This window comes from Pseudomonas sp. GW456-L12 (assembly GCF_059424045.1).
Genome location: NZ_JBWKZA010000004.1, coordinates 34,090 through 49,951 on the forward strand (window position 1 = coordinate 34,090; position 15,862 = coordinate 49,951).

Below are 15,862 nucleotides of genomic sequence, written 5' to 3' on the forward strand. Positions count from 1 at the left end.
AAGCTACAAGCCGCAAGTAAAAGCAGAAGCCTTATCTGCCTCAAACTTGCAGCTTGAAGCTTGAAGCTTGAAGCTTGAAGCTTGCAGCTGCTTTTAAACCAACCCCGCCTGCTTCAATTCACTCTTCAGGTACGCGTAGTAGATCGGCCCGGCCACCACCCCCGGCAGGCCGAACGCCGCCTCGAACACCAGCATCGCCAACAGCAATTCCCAGGACTTGGCACTGATCTGCCCGCCGACGATCCGCGCGTTGAGGAAGTATTCCAGCTTGTGGATAAAGATCAGGTAGCCCAGCGCCGCCGCGGCCACCCAGATCGACAGCGACATGCCGACGATGGTGATCAGGGTGTTGGAGATCAGGTTGCCGATCACCGGCAACAGCCCCAGCAGGAAGGTCAGCACGATCAGGGTCTTGGTCAGCGGCAGCTTGACCCCGAACATCGGCAGGATCAGCGCGAGGAAGATCCCGGTGAAGAAGGTGTTGAGCAGGGAAATCTTGATCTGCGCGAACACGATGTTGCGAAAGGCCTGGACCAGCAGGTGCAGGCGGTCGAACAGCGCGGCCGCCAGTGGCTTGCGCTTGGTCAGGTCGGGCACGCGCTGCAAGGCGATGATCGCCCCCAGCACCATGCCGATCAGCAAGGTCACGAACATGTGCGCCGCGTCCTTGCCCACCAGTTGCAGCTCGCTCAGGTGCTTGCTGGCCCAGGCGCCGATGGCCACCTGGAACTCCGCCGCGCTGGCCGGCAGATAGGAGTCGAGGAACGGCGGCAGCTGGCCGCGTGCCTTGTCCACCACCGTCATGAATTTGTCCAGGGAAGCCCCCGGGTTCTCCGCTTCGTGCAGCAGGAAGCTGATGGCGCCGGCGAACAGCAGCGTCAGCACGCTGACCACCAGGGTGCCGAGCAGGGCCACCGCCAACCAGCGCGCCCGCCGACCTTCGATCAGCCGTTGCAGTTGCGGGGTGAGCATATTGACCAGTTCGAACACCAGCAGGCCCGCCAGCAAGCTCGGTAATAGCCGCAACGGGATTACCAGCAACAGGCCGCCGAAGATGATCACCCAACTGAACAACAACAGATGACGCTGAGAAAACGTTGGCATACAGCCTCAAACAAACAGCGTGAAAGGATTGGCAGTCTGCCAGCGTTGCACTGGCGATGCGAGGCCGACAGGCGCGGGTTTGCTGGCGATCAACGATACAGGGTGTGTCAGGCAAACCGCCGCGACCGGACCGTGAACAAGCTCGCGCCTGCGAGGGAGAAGGTTATTGCTTCTTCAGGCACGTGCTCATGAAGGTCTTGCGCTCATCGCCCTTGAGGGCTTTGGCAGTGGCGTCGGCGTTGCAGGTCTTCATCCGTTCCTGCGGGGTTGCCGCGGCAGCCGGGGTGGCTTTCAGGCAGGTGCTCATAAAGGCTTTGCGTTCATCGCCCTTGAGGGCTTTCGCGGTGGCGTCGGCGTTGCAAGTGGTCATCTTGTTCTGCTGGGCGGTGGCGGCAAAGCCTTGGGAACAGAGCAGCAGACCGACCATCAACAAAGGGATACGCAGCATCTTCATGGAGTTTTCTCCTTGTTACCGCACCGACGGGCGCGGCCTCCAGCGCAGTGTAGACAAACCCTGTTACAGGTTCACCTGTTCTGTAGGCTGGTGCGCCGGTACTGCTCGGGGGTGCAACCGGCCTGGCGCTGGAACATCGCGATAAATGCCGAGGCGCTGCTGTAGCCCATGTCGAACGCCACCTCCTGGACACTGCGCGCGCTGTCCAGCGCCTCGATGGACGCCAGGAAGCGCAGGCGCTGGCGCCATTCGCCGAAACTCATGCCCAGCTCGCGCACGAATTGCCGGGCCAGGGTGCGTTCGCTGACATGGATCTGCCGCGCCCAATCGGCCAGCGCGCGGTTATCCCCCGGGGCGGCCTGCAACGCTTCCAGCACACCGAGCAAGGCCGGGCTGCTGGCATACGGCAGGTAACCGTCATGCACCGGCGCCTGCTGTAACTGATCGAGCATCACTTGGGCCAGGCGGCTGTCCGCTTCCTGCTCGGGGATCTGCACATCGCGCGCGGCGAAGTCCTTGAGGATCGCCTTGAGGATATCGCTGATGGCCAGGGTACAGGCCTGCTGCGGCAGCGCCTGGCACAACTGCGGGGCCAGGCACACGGCGCGGTACACGATCGGTTGCGGGCTGTAGAAACTATGCTCGGTGCCCGGCGGAATCCAGATGGCGTACTGTGGCGGCGACATAAAGCGCTGGCCGGCGATCTCCATGTGCATCACGCCATGGGCCGAATATTCCAGGCAGCCCCAGGGGTGGCGATGTTCCAGCGCATGGCTGTGGGCGTCGAAATCGGCATAGCGGAAGTACACCGGCGCCGGCAGACCGCTGAAGGGCAGCAGGTCGATGTGTTTTTTGCTCATGCTGTCCGGATTCAGGGGCGGGTTGTCTGGATCGAAGTATAGGCCTTGATCCAGACAGAGGGATAATCACCCTTCATCAACGTTCTGGTTTTCCTCATGCAATACGCTTATCCGTTACTGGCCGTCTTTATCTGGGCCGGCAATACCGTCATCAACAAACTGGCGGTCGGGGCGATCTTCCCCGCGGAGATCGGTTTCTATCGCTGGCTGCTGGCCGGCCTGTTGTTCACGCCCTTCATGCTCAAGGCAGTGGTCGCCCATTGGGCGGTGATCCGCCCGAACCTGGGCAAGATCTTCATCCTCGGCGTGCTGGGCATGGCGGTGTATCAGAGCCTGGCCTACTTCGCCGCGACCCTGACCTCGGCCACCAACATGGGCATCATCCTCTCGCTGATGCCGCTGATGTCGCTGGCCATGGCCATCGCCAGCCTCGGCCAGCGCCTGACGGCCGGCGCCCTGGCCGGTGCCGTGTTGTCGTTTGCCGGGGTGCTGGTGGTGGTGTCGTCCGGCAGCCTCGACGTGCTGCTGGAACAGGGGGTGAACCTGGGCGACGCGATGATGCTGATCGCCACCCTGGCCTACGCGATCTACAGCACCCTGCTGAAAAAATGGCAGCTGCGCCTGCCACCGCTGGTGCTGCTGTACCTGCAGGTGGTGGTGGCCGTGGTGGTGCTGTTCCCGCTGTTTCTGGCCTCGCCGAAAACCGGCCTGACCCTGCACAACATTCCCCTGGTGCTCTATGCCTGCCTGCTGGCCTCGATGCTCGCGCCGCTGGCCTGGATGCAGGCGGTGGTACGCCTGGGACCGAGCCGCACCACGCTGTTCTTCAACCTGCTGCCGCTGATCACCGCGCTGATTGCCGCCGTGGTGCTGCATGAACAGCTGGCGTTGTATCACCTGGTGGGTGGGGTGCTGACCCTGGGCGGGGTGATTCTGTCGGAACGCTGGACCACCGCGCTGGGGCGCAAGGCCAGCGCCGCCTGACAGATCGTCATCGCGAGCGTGCTCGCGATACATCTCAAGACCACCACATCCCTCTCTGGCTATACCCCCGCCGCCTTCAACCGCTGCGCATGCTCGACGAACAGCCGGATCGGCTCGGCGCCCTTGCCCACCAGCCCCAGCGACTGGTTGACGATATCGAAGTGGTCCAGGGGGTAATCGTCGCCAATCACCGTGCCCAGGTGCGAGCTGTAGCGGCCGACCATACCATCGCATTGCCCGGCCTCGCGGACAAAGGTCCTGGCGAACAGCCGGCAAGTGCGGTTGGTGCCGTCGAACAGGTTGCGCCCGCGATTGGTCTTGCCCGGCTGCAAGGTGCCGGACCAGGAGTAGTAGCGCACCCCGTTGACCTCTTCCGGCCCCTGCCCGCCCCAGGTGTCCGGCAGGCCCTGGGGATACTGGCGGTTGAACAGCGCCACGCCCTCGCTGGTCAGCGAGCGGTGCGAGGCATGGATATCCGCCGGCAGCTTCGGCCCGCGATAGCCGGTGTCGAGCCAGCTCATCAGCACGGCAATCACCCGCAGGATAAAACTCAGCACACGCCCGCGCAGGGTGTCGATGGAATGGTGGCGCTCGATGTAGTCGGCCAGCTCCGAGCCATGATTGGGCCCGGCCACCGAGGTTACCGAGGCCACCCAGTCCGGCCGTTTGGCCGCGGCATAGCGGGCGGTGAGCGAGCCCTGGCTATGGCCGATCAGGTTGACCTTGTCCGCGCCGGTTTCGCGGCGGATCTCCTCGATCCGCGCCAGCAATTGCTCGCCGCGCACCTCCGTGGAGTGCAGCGGCGAGACCTGCACGGCAATCACCGTGGCCCCGCCGCGGCGCAACGCCGACTCGATGCCGAACCAGTAGGAGTACAGCACCAGCCGGATAAACCCCAGCATGCCGGGGACCAGGACCAGCGGGTAACGCGTGGCAAGCTCTTGGGACATGGGAACATCCTTGTGATCGGACTTGTATCAGGGACCGCGGCGCCCAAGGCTGGATGCAGGACAGCAGCCAAGAGCATCGACAGCCAAGATGACAGCTTCACGACCACTGTATGACATTCCCCGGGCTCCATCCCTTCTACTTCAGCCCCACCACCCCGGCCACGATCAGCCCCACCGACAGCAGCTTGACCAGCGTCAGGCTCTCCCCCAGCAAGGCGAAACCGAGGAACACCGTGCCCAGGGAGCCGATGGCGGTCCAGATCGGGTAGGCGATGCTCACCGGCAGTTCACGCATCGCCAGGGTCAGGAAGTAGATGCCGCCCAGCGCGGCCACCACCGTCAGCAGCGACGGCCACAACCGGGTGAACCCCTCGGCGTACTTCATGCCCATGGCGAAGGTGACTTCGAAGGCGGCGGCGATCAGCAAGAACAGCCAGGCCATGTCGCCTCCTCAGAAGGTTCGCGCCAGTGCCAGCAGGCGCTGCTCGGCTTCGGCGCAGGACACCTGGAACGTGCGCTCGGCCGATTCCTCGCCTTCGGCCGCGACCACCGTGACGTCGTCGATACCGATAAAGCCCAGCGCCGTGCGCAACCATGGGTCGGCATGGTTCATGGCCTCCAGTTCGCCGCCCGGGCCGAAGCCGAAGCCGCCGCGACTGGTGACGATCAGCGCTTTCTTGCCCCGCACCAGCGGCTCGTACTGGGCGACACCGTTGTCCTGGACGGTATTGAAGGTCAGGCCCAGGCGCACGATCTGGTCGACCCAGGCCTTGAGGCCGCTGGGCACGCTGAAGTTGTACATCGGCGCCGAGATCACCAGCAGTTCATGTTCCAGCAACTCCGTCACCAGCTCGTCGCTCAGGGCCAGGTCGGCCTGCATCGACAAGGGTCGTGCCTGGGGTTCGGGATAAAACGCCGCGGCGACAAAGGCTTCGCTGACGTGGGGCAGCGAAGCGCGACCGACTTCCCGGCGGGTCAATTTGCCCTGGGGATGGGCCTCGAGCCAGGCCTGGAGAAAGCGCTCCGTCAGCCGCCGCGAATGGGAGCGTTCGCCACGGGGGCTGCCATGTACTGCTAGAATTCTGCTCATCTGTCATTCCTCATCCTGGATCATTCTGGAAGACCGTAAAAAGCCTTCCTGGGCGAGGAATAAAGCTATTGATGCAGGCCCTATGGAACAAATGAGCAATAGTTGATCAGGATGAATCCATTTCACCCATAAGGTGACCCAGTATGTTTGCCAACCTGCCGCTGACCGCCCTGCGCGCCTTCGAATCGGCGTCCCGGCTCCTGAGCTTCAAGGCTGCCGCCGAGGAACTGTCGGTTACGCCCACGGCGATTTCCCACCAGATCCGCTCCCTGGAAAGCTGGCTGGGCGTGCCGCTGTTCCAGCGCCTGCCGCGCCAGGTTCGCCTGACCGAATGCGGCGAACGGCTGTTCCACAGCCTGCACGGCGCCTTGCTGGAAGTGGCGCAGAGCGTCGACAGCCTGCGCCCGCAACGCAGCGGCGCGAACCTGATGATCTCCACCACGCCGGCCTTCGCCGCGCTGTGGCTGGTGCCGCGCCTGGGGCGTTTTTATGCCCGGCACCCGAACATCAACCTGCGCCTGGACACCAACTGCGAGGTCATCGACCTGCAACAGGATGCGAGCGTCGACCTGGTGATCCGCTACAGCCTGGACGACTACCCGAATCTCTATGGGCTGTGCCTGTTCGACGAATGCTTCGCGGTCTACGGCTCGCCGGAGCAGGTAACCCTGGCTCGCCAACAGACGCCGACGCTGATCAGCGTGCGCTGGCACAACTCCAAGCTCTACGCCCATGGCTGGGAGGCCTGGTGCGACAAGGCGCAGGAAAGCTGGATGCAGGGCCGCCCGGTGATTCGCGAATACGACGAGGAACACTACGCCCTGCAGGCGGCCATTGCCGGCCAGGGCCTGGTGCTGGCCAGCAATATCCTGGTGTCGGAAAGCGTGGCCAGCGGCCTGTTGCTGCCGTATCGCCCGGAGTTCCATGTCGACGGCGCGGGCTACAGCGCCTTGTGCGTACCCGGGCGCGAACGGCATCCGCCGGTGCGAGCGTTTTTCCAGTGGTTGCGCGAAGAAGCCCAGGCAGCCGGGCATCCAATGCTCGTCGCCGGCTAATGCCCTTGAACGGGTAGGAGCGAGGCTTGCCCGCGAAAGACGCGCCGCGGTTATGCAGATGCACCGCGTCGGATTCTTCGCGAACAAGCTTCGCCCCTACAGACGCGAAAGGCGCGTGAGCTTAACGCGTCGGCTTGACCGCCACCGGCGCCTTGCCCGAACGCATCTGCTCGAGTAGCGGCGCGCACTGGTTCGGCTCGCCGCCGCTCGGTGCCACCAGCGCCAGCAACCCGGCCGCCGGCCCGGCGATCACCCCCAGCGCCACCATGCCCGCGCCGCGCAACATCAGCGGCACGGCCTTGACCCCAGCCTCCGGCTTGATGAACTTGCCTTGCACATAGAGCGGCGAGCGCAGGGAGAACAGACGCAGGCCCTTGGATTCCGGGGTGATGGTCAGGTCCAGTTGCTCGCTGGCCATGTTCGCGGTGCCGTCGATGTAGACGATCGCGTTCTCGGTATCGAACACGAACAGGCGGCTGGTGGCCAGGCCGGTCTTGATGCCGAAGTCGGCGGCGGCGCAATTGATCTTCACTTCCTTGTCGCCAAACATCTTGCCGATCACATAGTTGCCGACGTTGAGCCCGGCGATCTCCATCAGGCTGCGGCTGATGGCGCCGTCGTTGATCAGCATCTTCAGCTCGCCATTGGCGCTGCCGAGCAGGGCCGCCACCGAATTGCCGCGCCCGGCGATATCGGCATCGCCATTGAGTTCGCCGAAGCTGGTTTTCATCGGCTCGAAGGTCGGGAACAGCTGCTTGAGCTTGAAGTTGCGCGCGGTCAGCTTGGCCCGGCCTTCCAGCGGCGTGGCCTGGCCGTTGAGGCGAATCTGCGCATCCAGCTTGCCGCCGGCCACGCCGAAACGCAGCGGCTCCAGGCTCAGGCGCCCGTCGTCGAGCACCAGGTGGGTGTACAGGTCGCTGAAGGGCAAATCGGCGCTGTGGACGATGCGCTTGCCGGTGAACTCGACATCGGCGTCCATGTCGCGCCAGCGCTCGGTGCGGAACTCTTCCACCGGCAACACCTTGTCCGCCGGCTGCTTGCTGTCGCCGCCCCGGGCCTTCTGCTCGGCGTTGGAGTCGGCGCCGATCAGCGGCGCCAGATCGCTGAACAGCAACTGATTGGACACCAGCGCGCCGGTCAGCTTGGGCCGCGGCTGGCTGGCGACATAGGTCAGGTTGCCGTGAATGTCGCTGTCGCCGATCTTGCCGTTGAAATCCTGGTACTGGAACTTCGCCCCGGCCGGGTCGCGCAACTGCGCGGTCAGGTGGCCATCGGTGGCATAGGCCGGCGAGTCCGGCAGGGTCACGCCAGTCAGCGGGTACAGGTTGCCCAGGCTGGTGCCGGCGAGCTTCATGCGCAGATCCAGGGCGCCGAGGTTGAGCGGGTCGGTCAGGGTGCCGGCCAGTTCGACACGGGTATCGCCGATCGTTGCCTGGACCTGCAGCGGAAATGGCTTGCTCGCGTCCTGCAGCGCCAGCAAGCCGCCGATCTTGCCGGAGCCGGCGAGCGCCTGGCCGTGATATTGCCCCTTGGCCTTGAAGGCAAAGGCATAGGACTGGGGAGCTGCGCCTTTCTCTTCGGCTTTCTTCGCTGCCTTGTCGCCGACGATGTCGCTGAACGGAATCGGCTTGCCCAACGGGTCGATCAGCAGGTCGAGGCGGGTTTTCAGGCTTTGGTCATTGAGGGTGACATGGCCTTTGTCGAAGCCGATGGCGCCGATGTCCACCACCCAGTTGGAGGGCTCGGCATTCGGGTCTTTCGGGTCGAACTGAAAGGTCCAGTTGGCGCGGCCGTCGGCCAGGCGTTCGAGGGCCGCGTTCGGCTCGGTGAGGTCGATACGCGGAATGCGTACGCGCTGCGCCAGCAATGCCAGGGGTGAAATGCGCAACTCGACGCGCTTGAGGCTGACCATCTGCGGCGCCTTGGACCAGTCGGGGTTGCCCAGGGTCAGGTCTTCGGCCACCACATGCGGCCACGGCACCCAGGCCCGCCAGCCGCCTTCGTCGGGCTCGCGCTGCCAGATCACCGCCAGGTTGCCGTTGATGGCGAAGGGGCGATGCAGTTCTTCGGAGACTTTGGCATTGAGTGGCGGCTTGATCCGGTTCCAATCGAAGAACGCGATGATCAGTACCAGCACGGCCAGCAGCAGGAAAAGGCTACCGACTGTCCAGGCGAGAATTTTACGAGTGCGCGTCATGCACAGGGCTCCTGACTACTGAAGGGCGCCGGGATAACGACGCCCCTGTGAACTGCCGGGGTTGAAATCCACCGGTCATGAAAACTAGGACTGACAAACGGCCCGCAGGTTTAACCCAAAGCCGCGAATCAGACACAAAAGCACGGATTTTCCTGACCGAAGCGCCAGCTTGGCGTTACCGCCGCCGCACTTTTGCGAGGCGCAGATGGGTCGAAAATACCCACCCCGGTGCAAAACCCTTCTTCGGAAACGCCCGTTCTAGAGCCCTCGGGCAGAACAATCAATTCTGTTGATTATTACCATTGTCTTTATGAACTTTTATATCGATTTTGCGCGCGTAACATTGGCTCCGTACCCACTTTATCGCCCTCCCAAGGAGCAACCCATCATGAAACGCCAATTACTGCTTAGCCTGACCCTCTCGATCCTGGCAGCCAATGCTTTCGCCCTGCCAGCCGCTGAACAGGCTACCCCACAAGCCAAAGCCAGCACCTCGGTATTCACCCAGACCCTGGCTTCCGATGGCAGCGACCGTACCCCACAAGGTCAGACCCTGGCTTCCGACGGTAGCGACCGTACCCCACAAGGCCAAACCCTGGCTTCCGACGGTAGCGACCGAACCCCACAAGGTCAGACCCTGGCTTCCGACGGTAGCGACCGAACCCCACAAGGTCAGACCCTGGCCTCTGACGGCAGCGACCGCACTCCACAAGGCCAAACCCTGGCTTCCGACGGTAGCGACCGTACCCCACAAGGCCAGACCCTGGCTGAAGACGGCTTCGATCGCACTCCCCTGGGCCAGGCTGTAGCCGAAGGCGGCCGTGATCGCCTGGAAGAGAAAGGTCTGGTTTAAGACGGCAACGACCGTTTGGCCTAACGCAACCCAGCTGTGAGTCAAGCCTATGATGCCTCTACAGAAAAGCCCGGTCCCTGGATCGGGCTTTGTTTTTTCCTGAGCCGCGCCGTTTTTTTCTGCGTCCACCGCTCCGATCCAGGTCTCGCCTTCAACCCACCGCCCCCACCAGGTTCGACGCCGGCAAAGTTGATTTGCTAGAGTGCGCCGCTCTCTTGATCAGAAAACCAGCCCGCCGATGCTGCCCCGCGCCGAACAGAAACAACAGACTCGCAACGCTCTGATGGACGCTGCCCGCCACCTGATGGAATGCGGCCGCGGATTCGGCAGCCTGAGCCTGCGCGAAGTGGCGAAAACCGCCGGCATAGTGCCGACCGGTTTCTACCGGCATTTCGACGATATGGACCAACTCGGCCTGGTACTGGTCAGCGAAGTCGGCCAGACCTTCCGCGAAACCATCCGCCTGGTGCGCCATAACGAATTTGTCATGGGCGGCATCATCGATGCCTCGGTACGGATCTTCCTCGATGTAGTGGCAGCCAACCGCTCGCAGTTCCTGTTCCTCGCCCGCGAGCAGTACGGCGGTTCGCTGCCGGTGCGCCAGGCGATCGCCAACCTGCGGGAAAACATCAGCGCCGACCTGGCGGCCGACCTGACCCTGATGCCCAAACTGCAACACCTGAACATCGCCGACTTGACGGTGATGGCCGACCTGATCGTCAAAAGCGTGTTCGCCACCTTGCCGGACATCATCGATCCGCCTGCGCAAGCCCTGCCCGAGCACCTCACGCCCCAGGCGAAAATCACCCAGCAGCTGCGTTTCATCTTTATCGGCCTCAAGCATTGGCAAGGGCTGGGCAGCACCGAATAACCCCCGCCGCTGCGCTCAACCGCACAACCTCCTCCACCGCCTCATCTGCCCGCCATGGCTCGCGCCAGAGCGGCGCTTCGCCGCGCATCAAAAAACAGCACAGCGCACCAAGTCAGTGCTATAAATCAGCGCACACCCTGAATTTGTAACAAAATAAAACAGAAGCCTGCCCCATTTTCAGGCGCTTTCCACCCGTTTCCGATCAGACCGGGCGATTGGCAAGGCACTTGCTCTACACCCTGCATCGCTCATAGCTGGAAACCTTCCAATGCTGGTGATTCATCGCAGAATCGCGCCGCAACCCGACTGGTCCGCCGAGTTGCACCTGACCTTCGAAGCCCGCAGCAAAAGCCGCTTGCGCTGTTTTAGTGCCGACGGTGAGGACGTCGGGCTGTTTCTGGAGCGTGGCCAGTCGCCGCTGCACGACGGCGAATGCCTGCAAGCCGAAGACGGCCGGATCGTGCGGGTTTGCGCGCGTCCGGAAACCCTGTTGCATGTCACCTGCCGCAATGCCTTCGAACTGACCCGCGCCGCCTACCACCTGGGCAACCGCCACGTCGCCCTGCAAGTCGGCGATGGCTGGCTGCGCCTGCTCGACGACTATGTGCTCAAGGCCATGCTCGAACAGCTCAGCGCCAATACCGAAACCATCGAGGCGCCGTTCCAGCCGGAACACGGCGCCTACGGCGGCGGCCATCATCATTCCCGCCACGGCGACGAGGACTTCAACTACGCGCCGCGGTTGCACCAGTTCGGCGTGCGCCCATGAATCCGGCCTGGGCCCTGCTGCGCCTGGCCAGCCCACAACTGCCGATTGGCGGCTACAGCTATTCCCAGGGCCTGGAAATGGCCGTGGAACAGGCCAGGGTCAACGACCCGCACAGCGCCCGACGCTGGATCGGCGACCAGTTGCTGCTCAACCTGGCGCGCTTCGAAGCACCGTTGTTGCTGGCTCATTGTCAGGCGGCCGCGGACGAGGACTGGGCGCAATTGCTGCAGCTGTGCCAGGAACATCGCGCCAGCCGCGAAACCCGCGAGCTGCACCAGGAAAGCCGGCAAATGGGCTATTCCCTGCAACAGTTGCTCAATGGCCTGCCGGAGCTGGATCCGCCGGCCCGCGCCTTTCTCGCGCAGATCGCCGAGCCGCACCTGGCCCTGGGCTGGGCCCTGGCCGCGCGGGCCTGGCGGATCAGCCCGCAGGACGCCCTGGCCGCCTGGCTGTGGAGCTGGCTGGAAAACCAGCTGGCGGTGCTGATGAAAACCCTGCCCCTGGGCCAGCAGGCTGCTCAGCGCCTGACCAGCGAACTGTTGCCGTTGCTGCAAGAGGCCCAGCGCAATGCCTCGAACCTCGACCCCGAACATTACGGCAGCGCCGCCTTCGGCCTGTCCCTGGCGTGCATGGCCCATGAGCGCCAGTACAGCCGCCTGTTCCGTTCCTAGGGTCTGTACGAAAAGTCGGCGAGCGAAGGTCAGGCAAGGCAAAAAAAAACAGGCGAGGAAGCGGAGTTTAGGGGCCTAAATGAGCATTCCGAGCCTGTTTTTAACGCAGCATGGCCCGCGTAGCGCCGAAGGCGCCCAGCGCGCAGCCACTTTTCGTACAGAGCCTAGGTGCTTTTAGTTTGGCGCCTTTTACTTGGTGCCTTTTATTGTGGAGAGTCACATGAACGCACAACCTCTGCGCGTCGGCATCGGCGGCCCGGTGGGCTCCGGCAAGACCGCCCTGACCCTGGCCCTGTGCCTGGCCCTGCGCGAACGCTACAACCTGGCGGTGGTGACCAACGATATCTACACCCGCGAAGACGCCGATTTCCTGGTGCGCAATCAGGCCCTGGCACCCGAGCGCATCATCGGCGTGGAAACCGGCGGCTGCCCGCACACGGCGATTCGCGAAGACGCCTCGATCAACCTCGAAGCGGTGGATCAGTTGAACCGGCGTTTTCCCGGCCTTGACCTGATTCTGGTGGAGTCCGGCGGCGACAACCTGTCGGCGACCTTCAGCCCCGAGCTGTCCGACCTGACCATCTACGTGATCGACGTGTCGGCGGGCGACAAGCTACCGCGCAAGGGTGGCCCGGGCATCTGCAAGTCCGACCTGCTGGTGATCAACAAGATCGACCTGGCGCCCCTGGTCGGCGCTTCGCTGGAGATGATGGACGGCGACACCCAGCGCATGCGCGGCGGCAAACCGTTCGTCTTCAGCAATCAGAAGACCGGCCAGGGCCTGGAGGAAATCATCGCCTTTATCGAACGCCAGGGACTGCTGATCGCGGCCTGATCGCTCTTTTCAAAAAAGCTCAACAAGGAAGCCTGTCATGACACTCAAACGTATTCTCGGCACCCTCGCCCTGCTGCTGACTCCAGCTTTGGCCTTCGCTCACCCGGGCCATGGCGACAACGGCCTGATGGCCGGTATCAGCCACCCGATCGGTGGCCTCGACCACTTGCTGGCGATGGTTGCGGTCGGCCTGTGGGCCGCGCAGCAGCAAGGCGCGGCGCGCTGGGTACTGCCCTGCACCTTCGTCGGCACCATGCTGATCGGCGGCGTGCTGGGTTTTGCGGGGCTGAACCTGCCGGCCCTGGAAAGCGGGATCGCCGCCTCGGTCCTCGCCCTCGGCCTGGCTGTGGCCCTGGCGGTGCGGCCGCCGTTGAGCCTGGCGGTGGCCGCCACCGCGCTGTTCGCCCTGTTCCACGGCGTGGCCCACGGCCTGGAACTGCCGGACATGTCCAGCCCCTGGACCTATGCCGCAGGCTTCGTCGCCGCCACCGCGGCACTGCACGCGGCCGGTTATGCCGTGGTCCGGCTCCTGCCACAGGCCGCTGCGCCGCTGGTGCGCCTGGCGGGCGCGGCGTCCGCCGCGACGGGCGTGTGGTTGCTGGCCGGCTGATGCGCGTCGTTTGAGGCTTATTTTCGCGAGCAAGCTCGCTCCTACAGGAACAACGCCGCCACTGTAGGAGCGAGCTTGCTCGCGATTAAGGGCTCCGGCCCAACCACGATCCCCGGGGCCTTCTCTGCTACCATGTCGCGCATTCCACCCTGCCGTGACGACGCCAGCCAATGCCCGATGTTTCCAGCCCCACTTCCCCGTCTGAATCGACCGCCCTGTTTACGGCCGTGCAACAGCATTTCCACAGCGTGATCGTGCCGCTCTGGCAGGGGCCGGGCTGGAATCCGGAGCTGGCGTTGCCCTTCGAGGCGCTGGACGCCGAGCATGCCCCGCTGCCGCCTCAGCGTTATCGGGCCATGGCCTGCGCCCGGCAGCTGTACCTGTTTTCCAGCCTGATCGGCGATGGCCGTACACCGCTTGCCGAAGAGCGCGCCGCGGCGCTGTTCCGCTCCCTGCAACGGCACTTCCACGACGCCGAGCACGGTGGCTGGTTCTACAGCATCGATGCCCAGGGCGCGCCGCTGGACAGGCGCAAGGACCTCTACACCCACGCCTTCATCGTCTTTGCCTGCGCCCATTACTGGGCCAGGGTCCGCGAGCCGCTGGTGGAATCGGTGCTCAATGCCGCGCTGAAAGTGGTGGCCGAACGTTTTGCCAGCGGCGATGGCCTGTACGAAGCGGTCCTCGCCGAAGACTGGTCGCCCCTGGCCTCCGGCCCCTTGCAGAACCCGCTGATGCACCTGGCCGAAGCCTTCCTCGCCACCCTGGCCGTGCGTGACGACGCCGCCGTGCAAGGCGCACTGCTGGCCCTGTGCACGGCCATGCAGCAGCGCTTCATCGAGCCACGGCATGGGCTGATGATGGAAAAACCGCTGGGGGCTGTGGATAACTGGTTCGAGCCGGGGCACCAGTTCGAATGGTTCTTCCTGCTGCAATCCTCGGCCTTGCTGCACGGCTGCCCGCTGCACGCCTCGCTGGAGCGGGCCTTCGCCTATGCCGAGCAGGTTGGTGTGGATAACTCCAGCGGCGCGGTGAGCGGGATGCTGAGCATCGATGGCGATGTGCTCGACCCCACCCAACGCATCTGGGCCCAGGCCGAATACCTGCGCGCCCTGACCTTGCGCCAGGACCGCGCCGAACGCCTGCAGCACCAGTTGCGGGCGCTGCAACGACACTTCCTGCATGCCAAGGGCTGGAACGAATGCCTGGACGCCCATGGCGTACTCAGCCGTCGGGACATGCCGTCGACCACGCCTTATCACCTGGCGACCTGTTATCTCGGCCTGGCTGAATACTTCGGCTGATCTTTACATCGCTATCGCGAGCAAGCTTCGCTCCTACAGAAAAACGGGCATGCCTGTGTAGGAGCGAAGCCCGCGATTGTGCGCCTGCGTTCAGGAAGGCCTCAGGCAATCCACTTGCGATCACCGGTAAAGCTGATGGTCAGCCAGCGCGCCGCATCCGCCTTGCCGAGCTGTGTGGATATCTCCTCGCGCAGCGTGTCCAGCGTCGCCACGCCCTGCAATGGATAGTCCTGCGGCAGCACGATGTGAATCTCGATGAACCGCGCCCGTCCGTGCTTCTGCACATACGAGACATAGTCGGCAAAGCCGTGCTCGACTTTCGCCTCGTCCATCACTTGGCGAACCTTGTCATCCAGTTGGTCCGGGACAATTCCCAGTACATCGCGTAACGCTGGCTTGAGAATATTGAAGGCCGGCGCGAGCATGCTCAGGGCCAGCAGGATCAGGATCGACGGGTCGACGTAAGCGGCCCACTGGCCATAACCCTGGGTCTTGAGCAGCAACGCGATGAGAAAGCTCACCAGCAAGCCGACCGAGAGCATCGCGTCCACCAACCAGCTGACGTTGTCGAACTGGATCAACGAGGATTTCAACGTGCGATTGCGATAACGGACGTAGAAGAAATAGGCGAAACAGACGACGCTAAGCACCATCGCAAAAGGGATCACCAGGCCCAGTTCGATCTCGCGGCCACCGTTGATGATGCCGAACATACCGCTGAGGAAGGCGTAGATCGCAATCAGCAACAAAAAGCTGCCTTCAATCAGCAGCACCATCGGTTCCAGGTGCCAGAAGCCGAACTGAAAGCGCTGGTTACTTTCCTTGGCGATCAGCTTGGCGGTGATCAGCATCAGGACCTTGATGACGGTCGCGATCAGCGAAAAAAAACCATCGAACAGAATCGATTGGGAACCGGAAAAAAAACCCGTGACGATAGCGGCGATCGCCACGGCGAACATCAGGACGGTCGATTGTTTGAGCAGTACCTGCTCACCTCGGTTACTCACATTTCCTCCTCGAGAACCTTTGAATTCGCGGCCTTGATGCAAGGCTGCGGTGGGTTGCGGAGCGGGAGTCTACCTTGTGCGGGCTGATTCAGGCCTGAACGGCTGTGTTGCCAAACGCATCGGCACGCGGAGTGTAGCCGCTGCCGCAGGCTGCGATCGACCGGAAACCGGTCGCAGGACTCAAGATCGCTGAAGGTCCTGCGACCAACGTGGCCCGGACCATCGCAGCCTACGGTAGCGGCTACAGG

At 63.5% G+C, this 15,862-nt stretch carries 17 protein-coding genes; 9 read left to right on the top strand and 8 right to left on the bottom strand.

Going from position 1 to position 15,862, the window contains the following annotated elements; genetic code table 11:
- Positions 1-93 precede the first annotated feature (93 nt).
- The 3 genes from AC07Y9_RS06435 to AC07Y9_RS06445 all read right to left on the bottom strand — a co-directional run bounded on the left by AC07Y9_RS06435 (position 94) and on the right by AC07Y9_RS06445 (position 2,418).
- Positions 94-1,104 (bottom strand): AI-2E family transporter, encoded by a 1,011-nt coding sequence (locus AC07Y9_RS06435; protein ID WP_009041944.1) that lies wholly within the window; start codon positions 1,102-1,104, stop codon positions 94-96.
- Positions 1,105-1,267: 163 nt separating this feature from the next.
- Positions 1,268-1,558 (bottom strand): PsiF family protein, encoded by a 291-nt coding sequence (locus tag AC07Y9_RS06440; protein WP_007932771.1) that lies wholly within the window; start codon positions 1,556-1,558, stop codon positions 1,268-1,270.
- A 71-nt stretch (positions 1,559-1,629) separates the two neighbouring features.
- On the bottom strand, positions 1,630-2,418 hold the full coding sequence (locus AC07Y9_RS06445) for an AraC family transcriptional regulator (protein WP_085533667.1): 789 nt from the start codon (positions 2,416-2,418) through the stop codon (positions 1,630-1,632).
- Positions 2,419-2,514: 96 nt separating this feature from the next.
- Here AC07Y9_RS06445 and AC07Y9_RS06450 point away from each other — a divergent pair, with 96 nt between their 5' ends.
- On the top strand, positions 2,515-3,402 hold the full coding sequence (locus tag AC07Y9_RS06450; RefSeq protein WP_102678292.1) for a DMT family transporter: 888 nt from the start codon (positions 2,515-2,517) through the stop codon (positions 3,400-3,402).
- Between the two features lie 59 nt (positions 3,403-3,461).
- Here AC07Y9_RS06450 and AC07Y9_RS06455 read toward each other — a convergent pair whose 3' ends face one another.
- The 3 genes from AC07Y9_RS06455 to AC07Y9_RS06465 form a co-directional block, all read right to left on the bottom strand.
- The gene (locus AC07Y9_RS06455) at positions 3,462-4,352 is read right to left on the bottom strand and encodes an esterase/lipase family protein (protein ID WP_053259454.1); all 891 of its coding nucleotides are present in this window, start codon (positions 4,350-4,352) and stop codon (positions 3,462-3,464) included.
- Positions 4,353-4,488: 136 nt separating this feature from the next.
- Positions 4,489-4,794 (bottom strand): DMT family transporter, encoded by a 306-nt coding sequence (locus AC07Y9_RS06460; protein WP_007932767.1) that lies wholly within the window; start codon positions 4,792-4,794, stop codon positions 4,489-4,491.
- Positions 4,795-4,803: 9 nt separating this feature from the next.
- Entirely contained in the window at positions 4,804-5,442 is a 639-nt protein-coding gene (locus AC07Y9_RS06465) for an FMN-dependent NADH-azoreductase (RefSeq protein ID WP_087089947.1), read from the bottom strand.
- A 143-nt stretch (positions 5,443-5,585) separates the two neighbouring features.
- Between AC07Y9_RS06465 and AC07Y9_RS06470 the strand changes: the two genes are divergently transcribed.
- Positions 5,586-6,497: a LysR substrate-binding domain-containing protein gene (locus tag AC07Y9_RS06470; RefSeq protein WP_102678293.1), complete on the top strand. Its 912-nt coding sequence runs from the start codon at positions 5,586-5,588 to the stop codon at positions 6,495-6,497.
- Between the two features lie 121 nt (positions 6,498-6,618).
- Here the strand turns inward: AC07Y9_RS06470 and AC07Y9_RS06475 are convergent, their stop codons facing one another.
- Positions 6,619-8,694 carry an AsmA family protein gene (locus AC07Y9_RS06475; RefSeq protein WP_102678294.1) on the bottom strand — a complete coding sequence of 692 codons (2,076 nt, stop codon included), beginning with the start codon at positions 8,692-8,694 and terminating at the stop codon, positions 6,619-6,621.
- Between the two features lie 388 nt (positions 8,695-9,082).
- Here AC07Y9_RS06475 and AC07Y9_RS06480 point away from each other — a divergent pair, with 388 nt between their 5' ends.
- The 7 genes from AC07Y9_RS06480 (at position 9,083) to AC07Y9_RS06510 (ending at position 14,607) form a co-directional block, all read left to right on the top strand.
- Positions 9,083-9,547, top strand: a complete 465-nt coding sequence (locus AC07Y9_RS06480) for a hypothetical protein (protein WP_102690441.1) — start codon at positions 9,083-9,085, stop codon at positions 9,545-9,547.
- 238 nt (positions 9,548-9,785) lie between these two features.
- Positions 9,786-10,418 carry a TetR family transcriptional regulator gene (locus tag AC07Y9_RS06485; RefSeq protein WP_007925240.1) on the top strand — a complete coding sequence of 211 codons (633 nt, stop codon included), beginning with the start codon at positions 9,786-9,788 and terminating at the stop codon, positions 10,416-10,418.
- Between the two features lie 268 nt (positions 10,419-10,686).
- Positions 10,687-11,187, top strand: coding sequence for an urease accessory protein UreE (ureE, locus tag AC07Y9_RS06490; RefSeq protein WP_102678296.1), 501 nt, complete (start codon positions 10,687-10,689; stop codon positions 11,185-11,187).
- Positions 11,184-11,858 carry an urease accessory protein UreF gene (locus AC07Y9_RS06495; RefSeq protein WP_102678297.1) on the top strand — a complete coding sequence of 225 codons (675 nt, stop codon included), beginning with the start codon at positions 11,184-11,186 and terminating at the stop codon, positions 11,856-11,858. The genes ureE and AC07Y9_RS06495 overlap by 4 nt, the downstream gene beginning before the upstream one ends.
- Positions 11,859-12,078: 220 nt before the next feature.
- Complete coding sequence (gene ureG, locus AC07Y9_RS06500) at positions 12,079-12,693, top strand: urease accessory protein UreG (protein ID WP_007925234.1); 615 nt, start codon at positions 12,079-12,081, stop codon at positions 12,691-12,693.
- Between the two features lie 37 nt (positions 12,694-12,730).
- Positions 12,731-13,303 carry a HupE/UreJ family protein gene (locus AC07Y9_RS06505; RefSeq protein ID WP_087089935.1) on the top strand — a complete coding sequence of 191 codons (573 nt, stop codon included), beginning with the start codon at positions 12,731-12,733 and terminating at the stop codon, positions 13,301-13,303.
- 170 nt (positions 13,304-13,473) lie between these two features.
- Positions 13,474-14,607 (top strand): AGE family epimerase/isomerase, encoded by a 1,134-nt coding sequence (locus tag AC07Y9_RS06510; RefSeq protein WP_102678298.1) that lies wholly within the window; start codon positions 13,474-13,476, stop codon positions 14,605-14,607.
- Between the two features lie 101 nt (positions 14,608-14,708).
- Here the strand turns inward: AC07Y9_RS06510 and AC07Y9_RS06515 are convergent, their stop codons facing one another.
- Positions 14,709-15,614: a cation diffusion facilitator family transporter gene (locus tag AC07Y9_RS06515; protein WP_102678299.1), complete on the bottom strand. Its 906-nt coding sequence runs from the start codon at positions 15,612-15,614 to the stop codon at positions 14,709-14,711.
- Between the last annotated feature and the right edge of the window lie 248 nt (positions 15,615-15,862).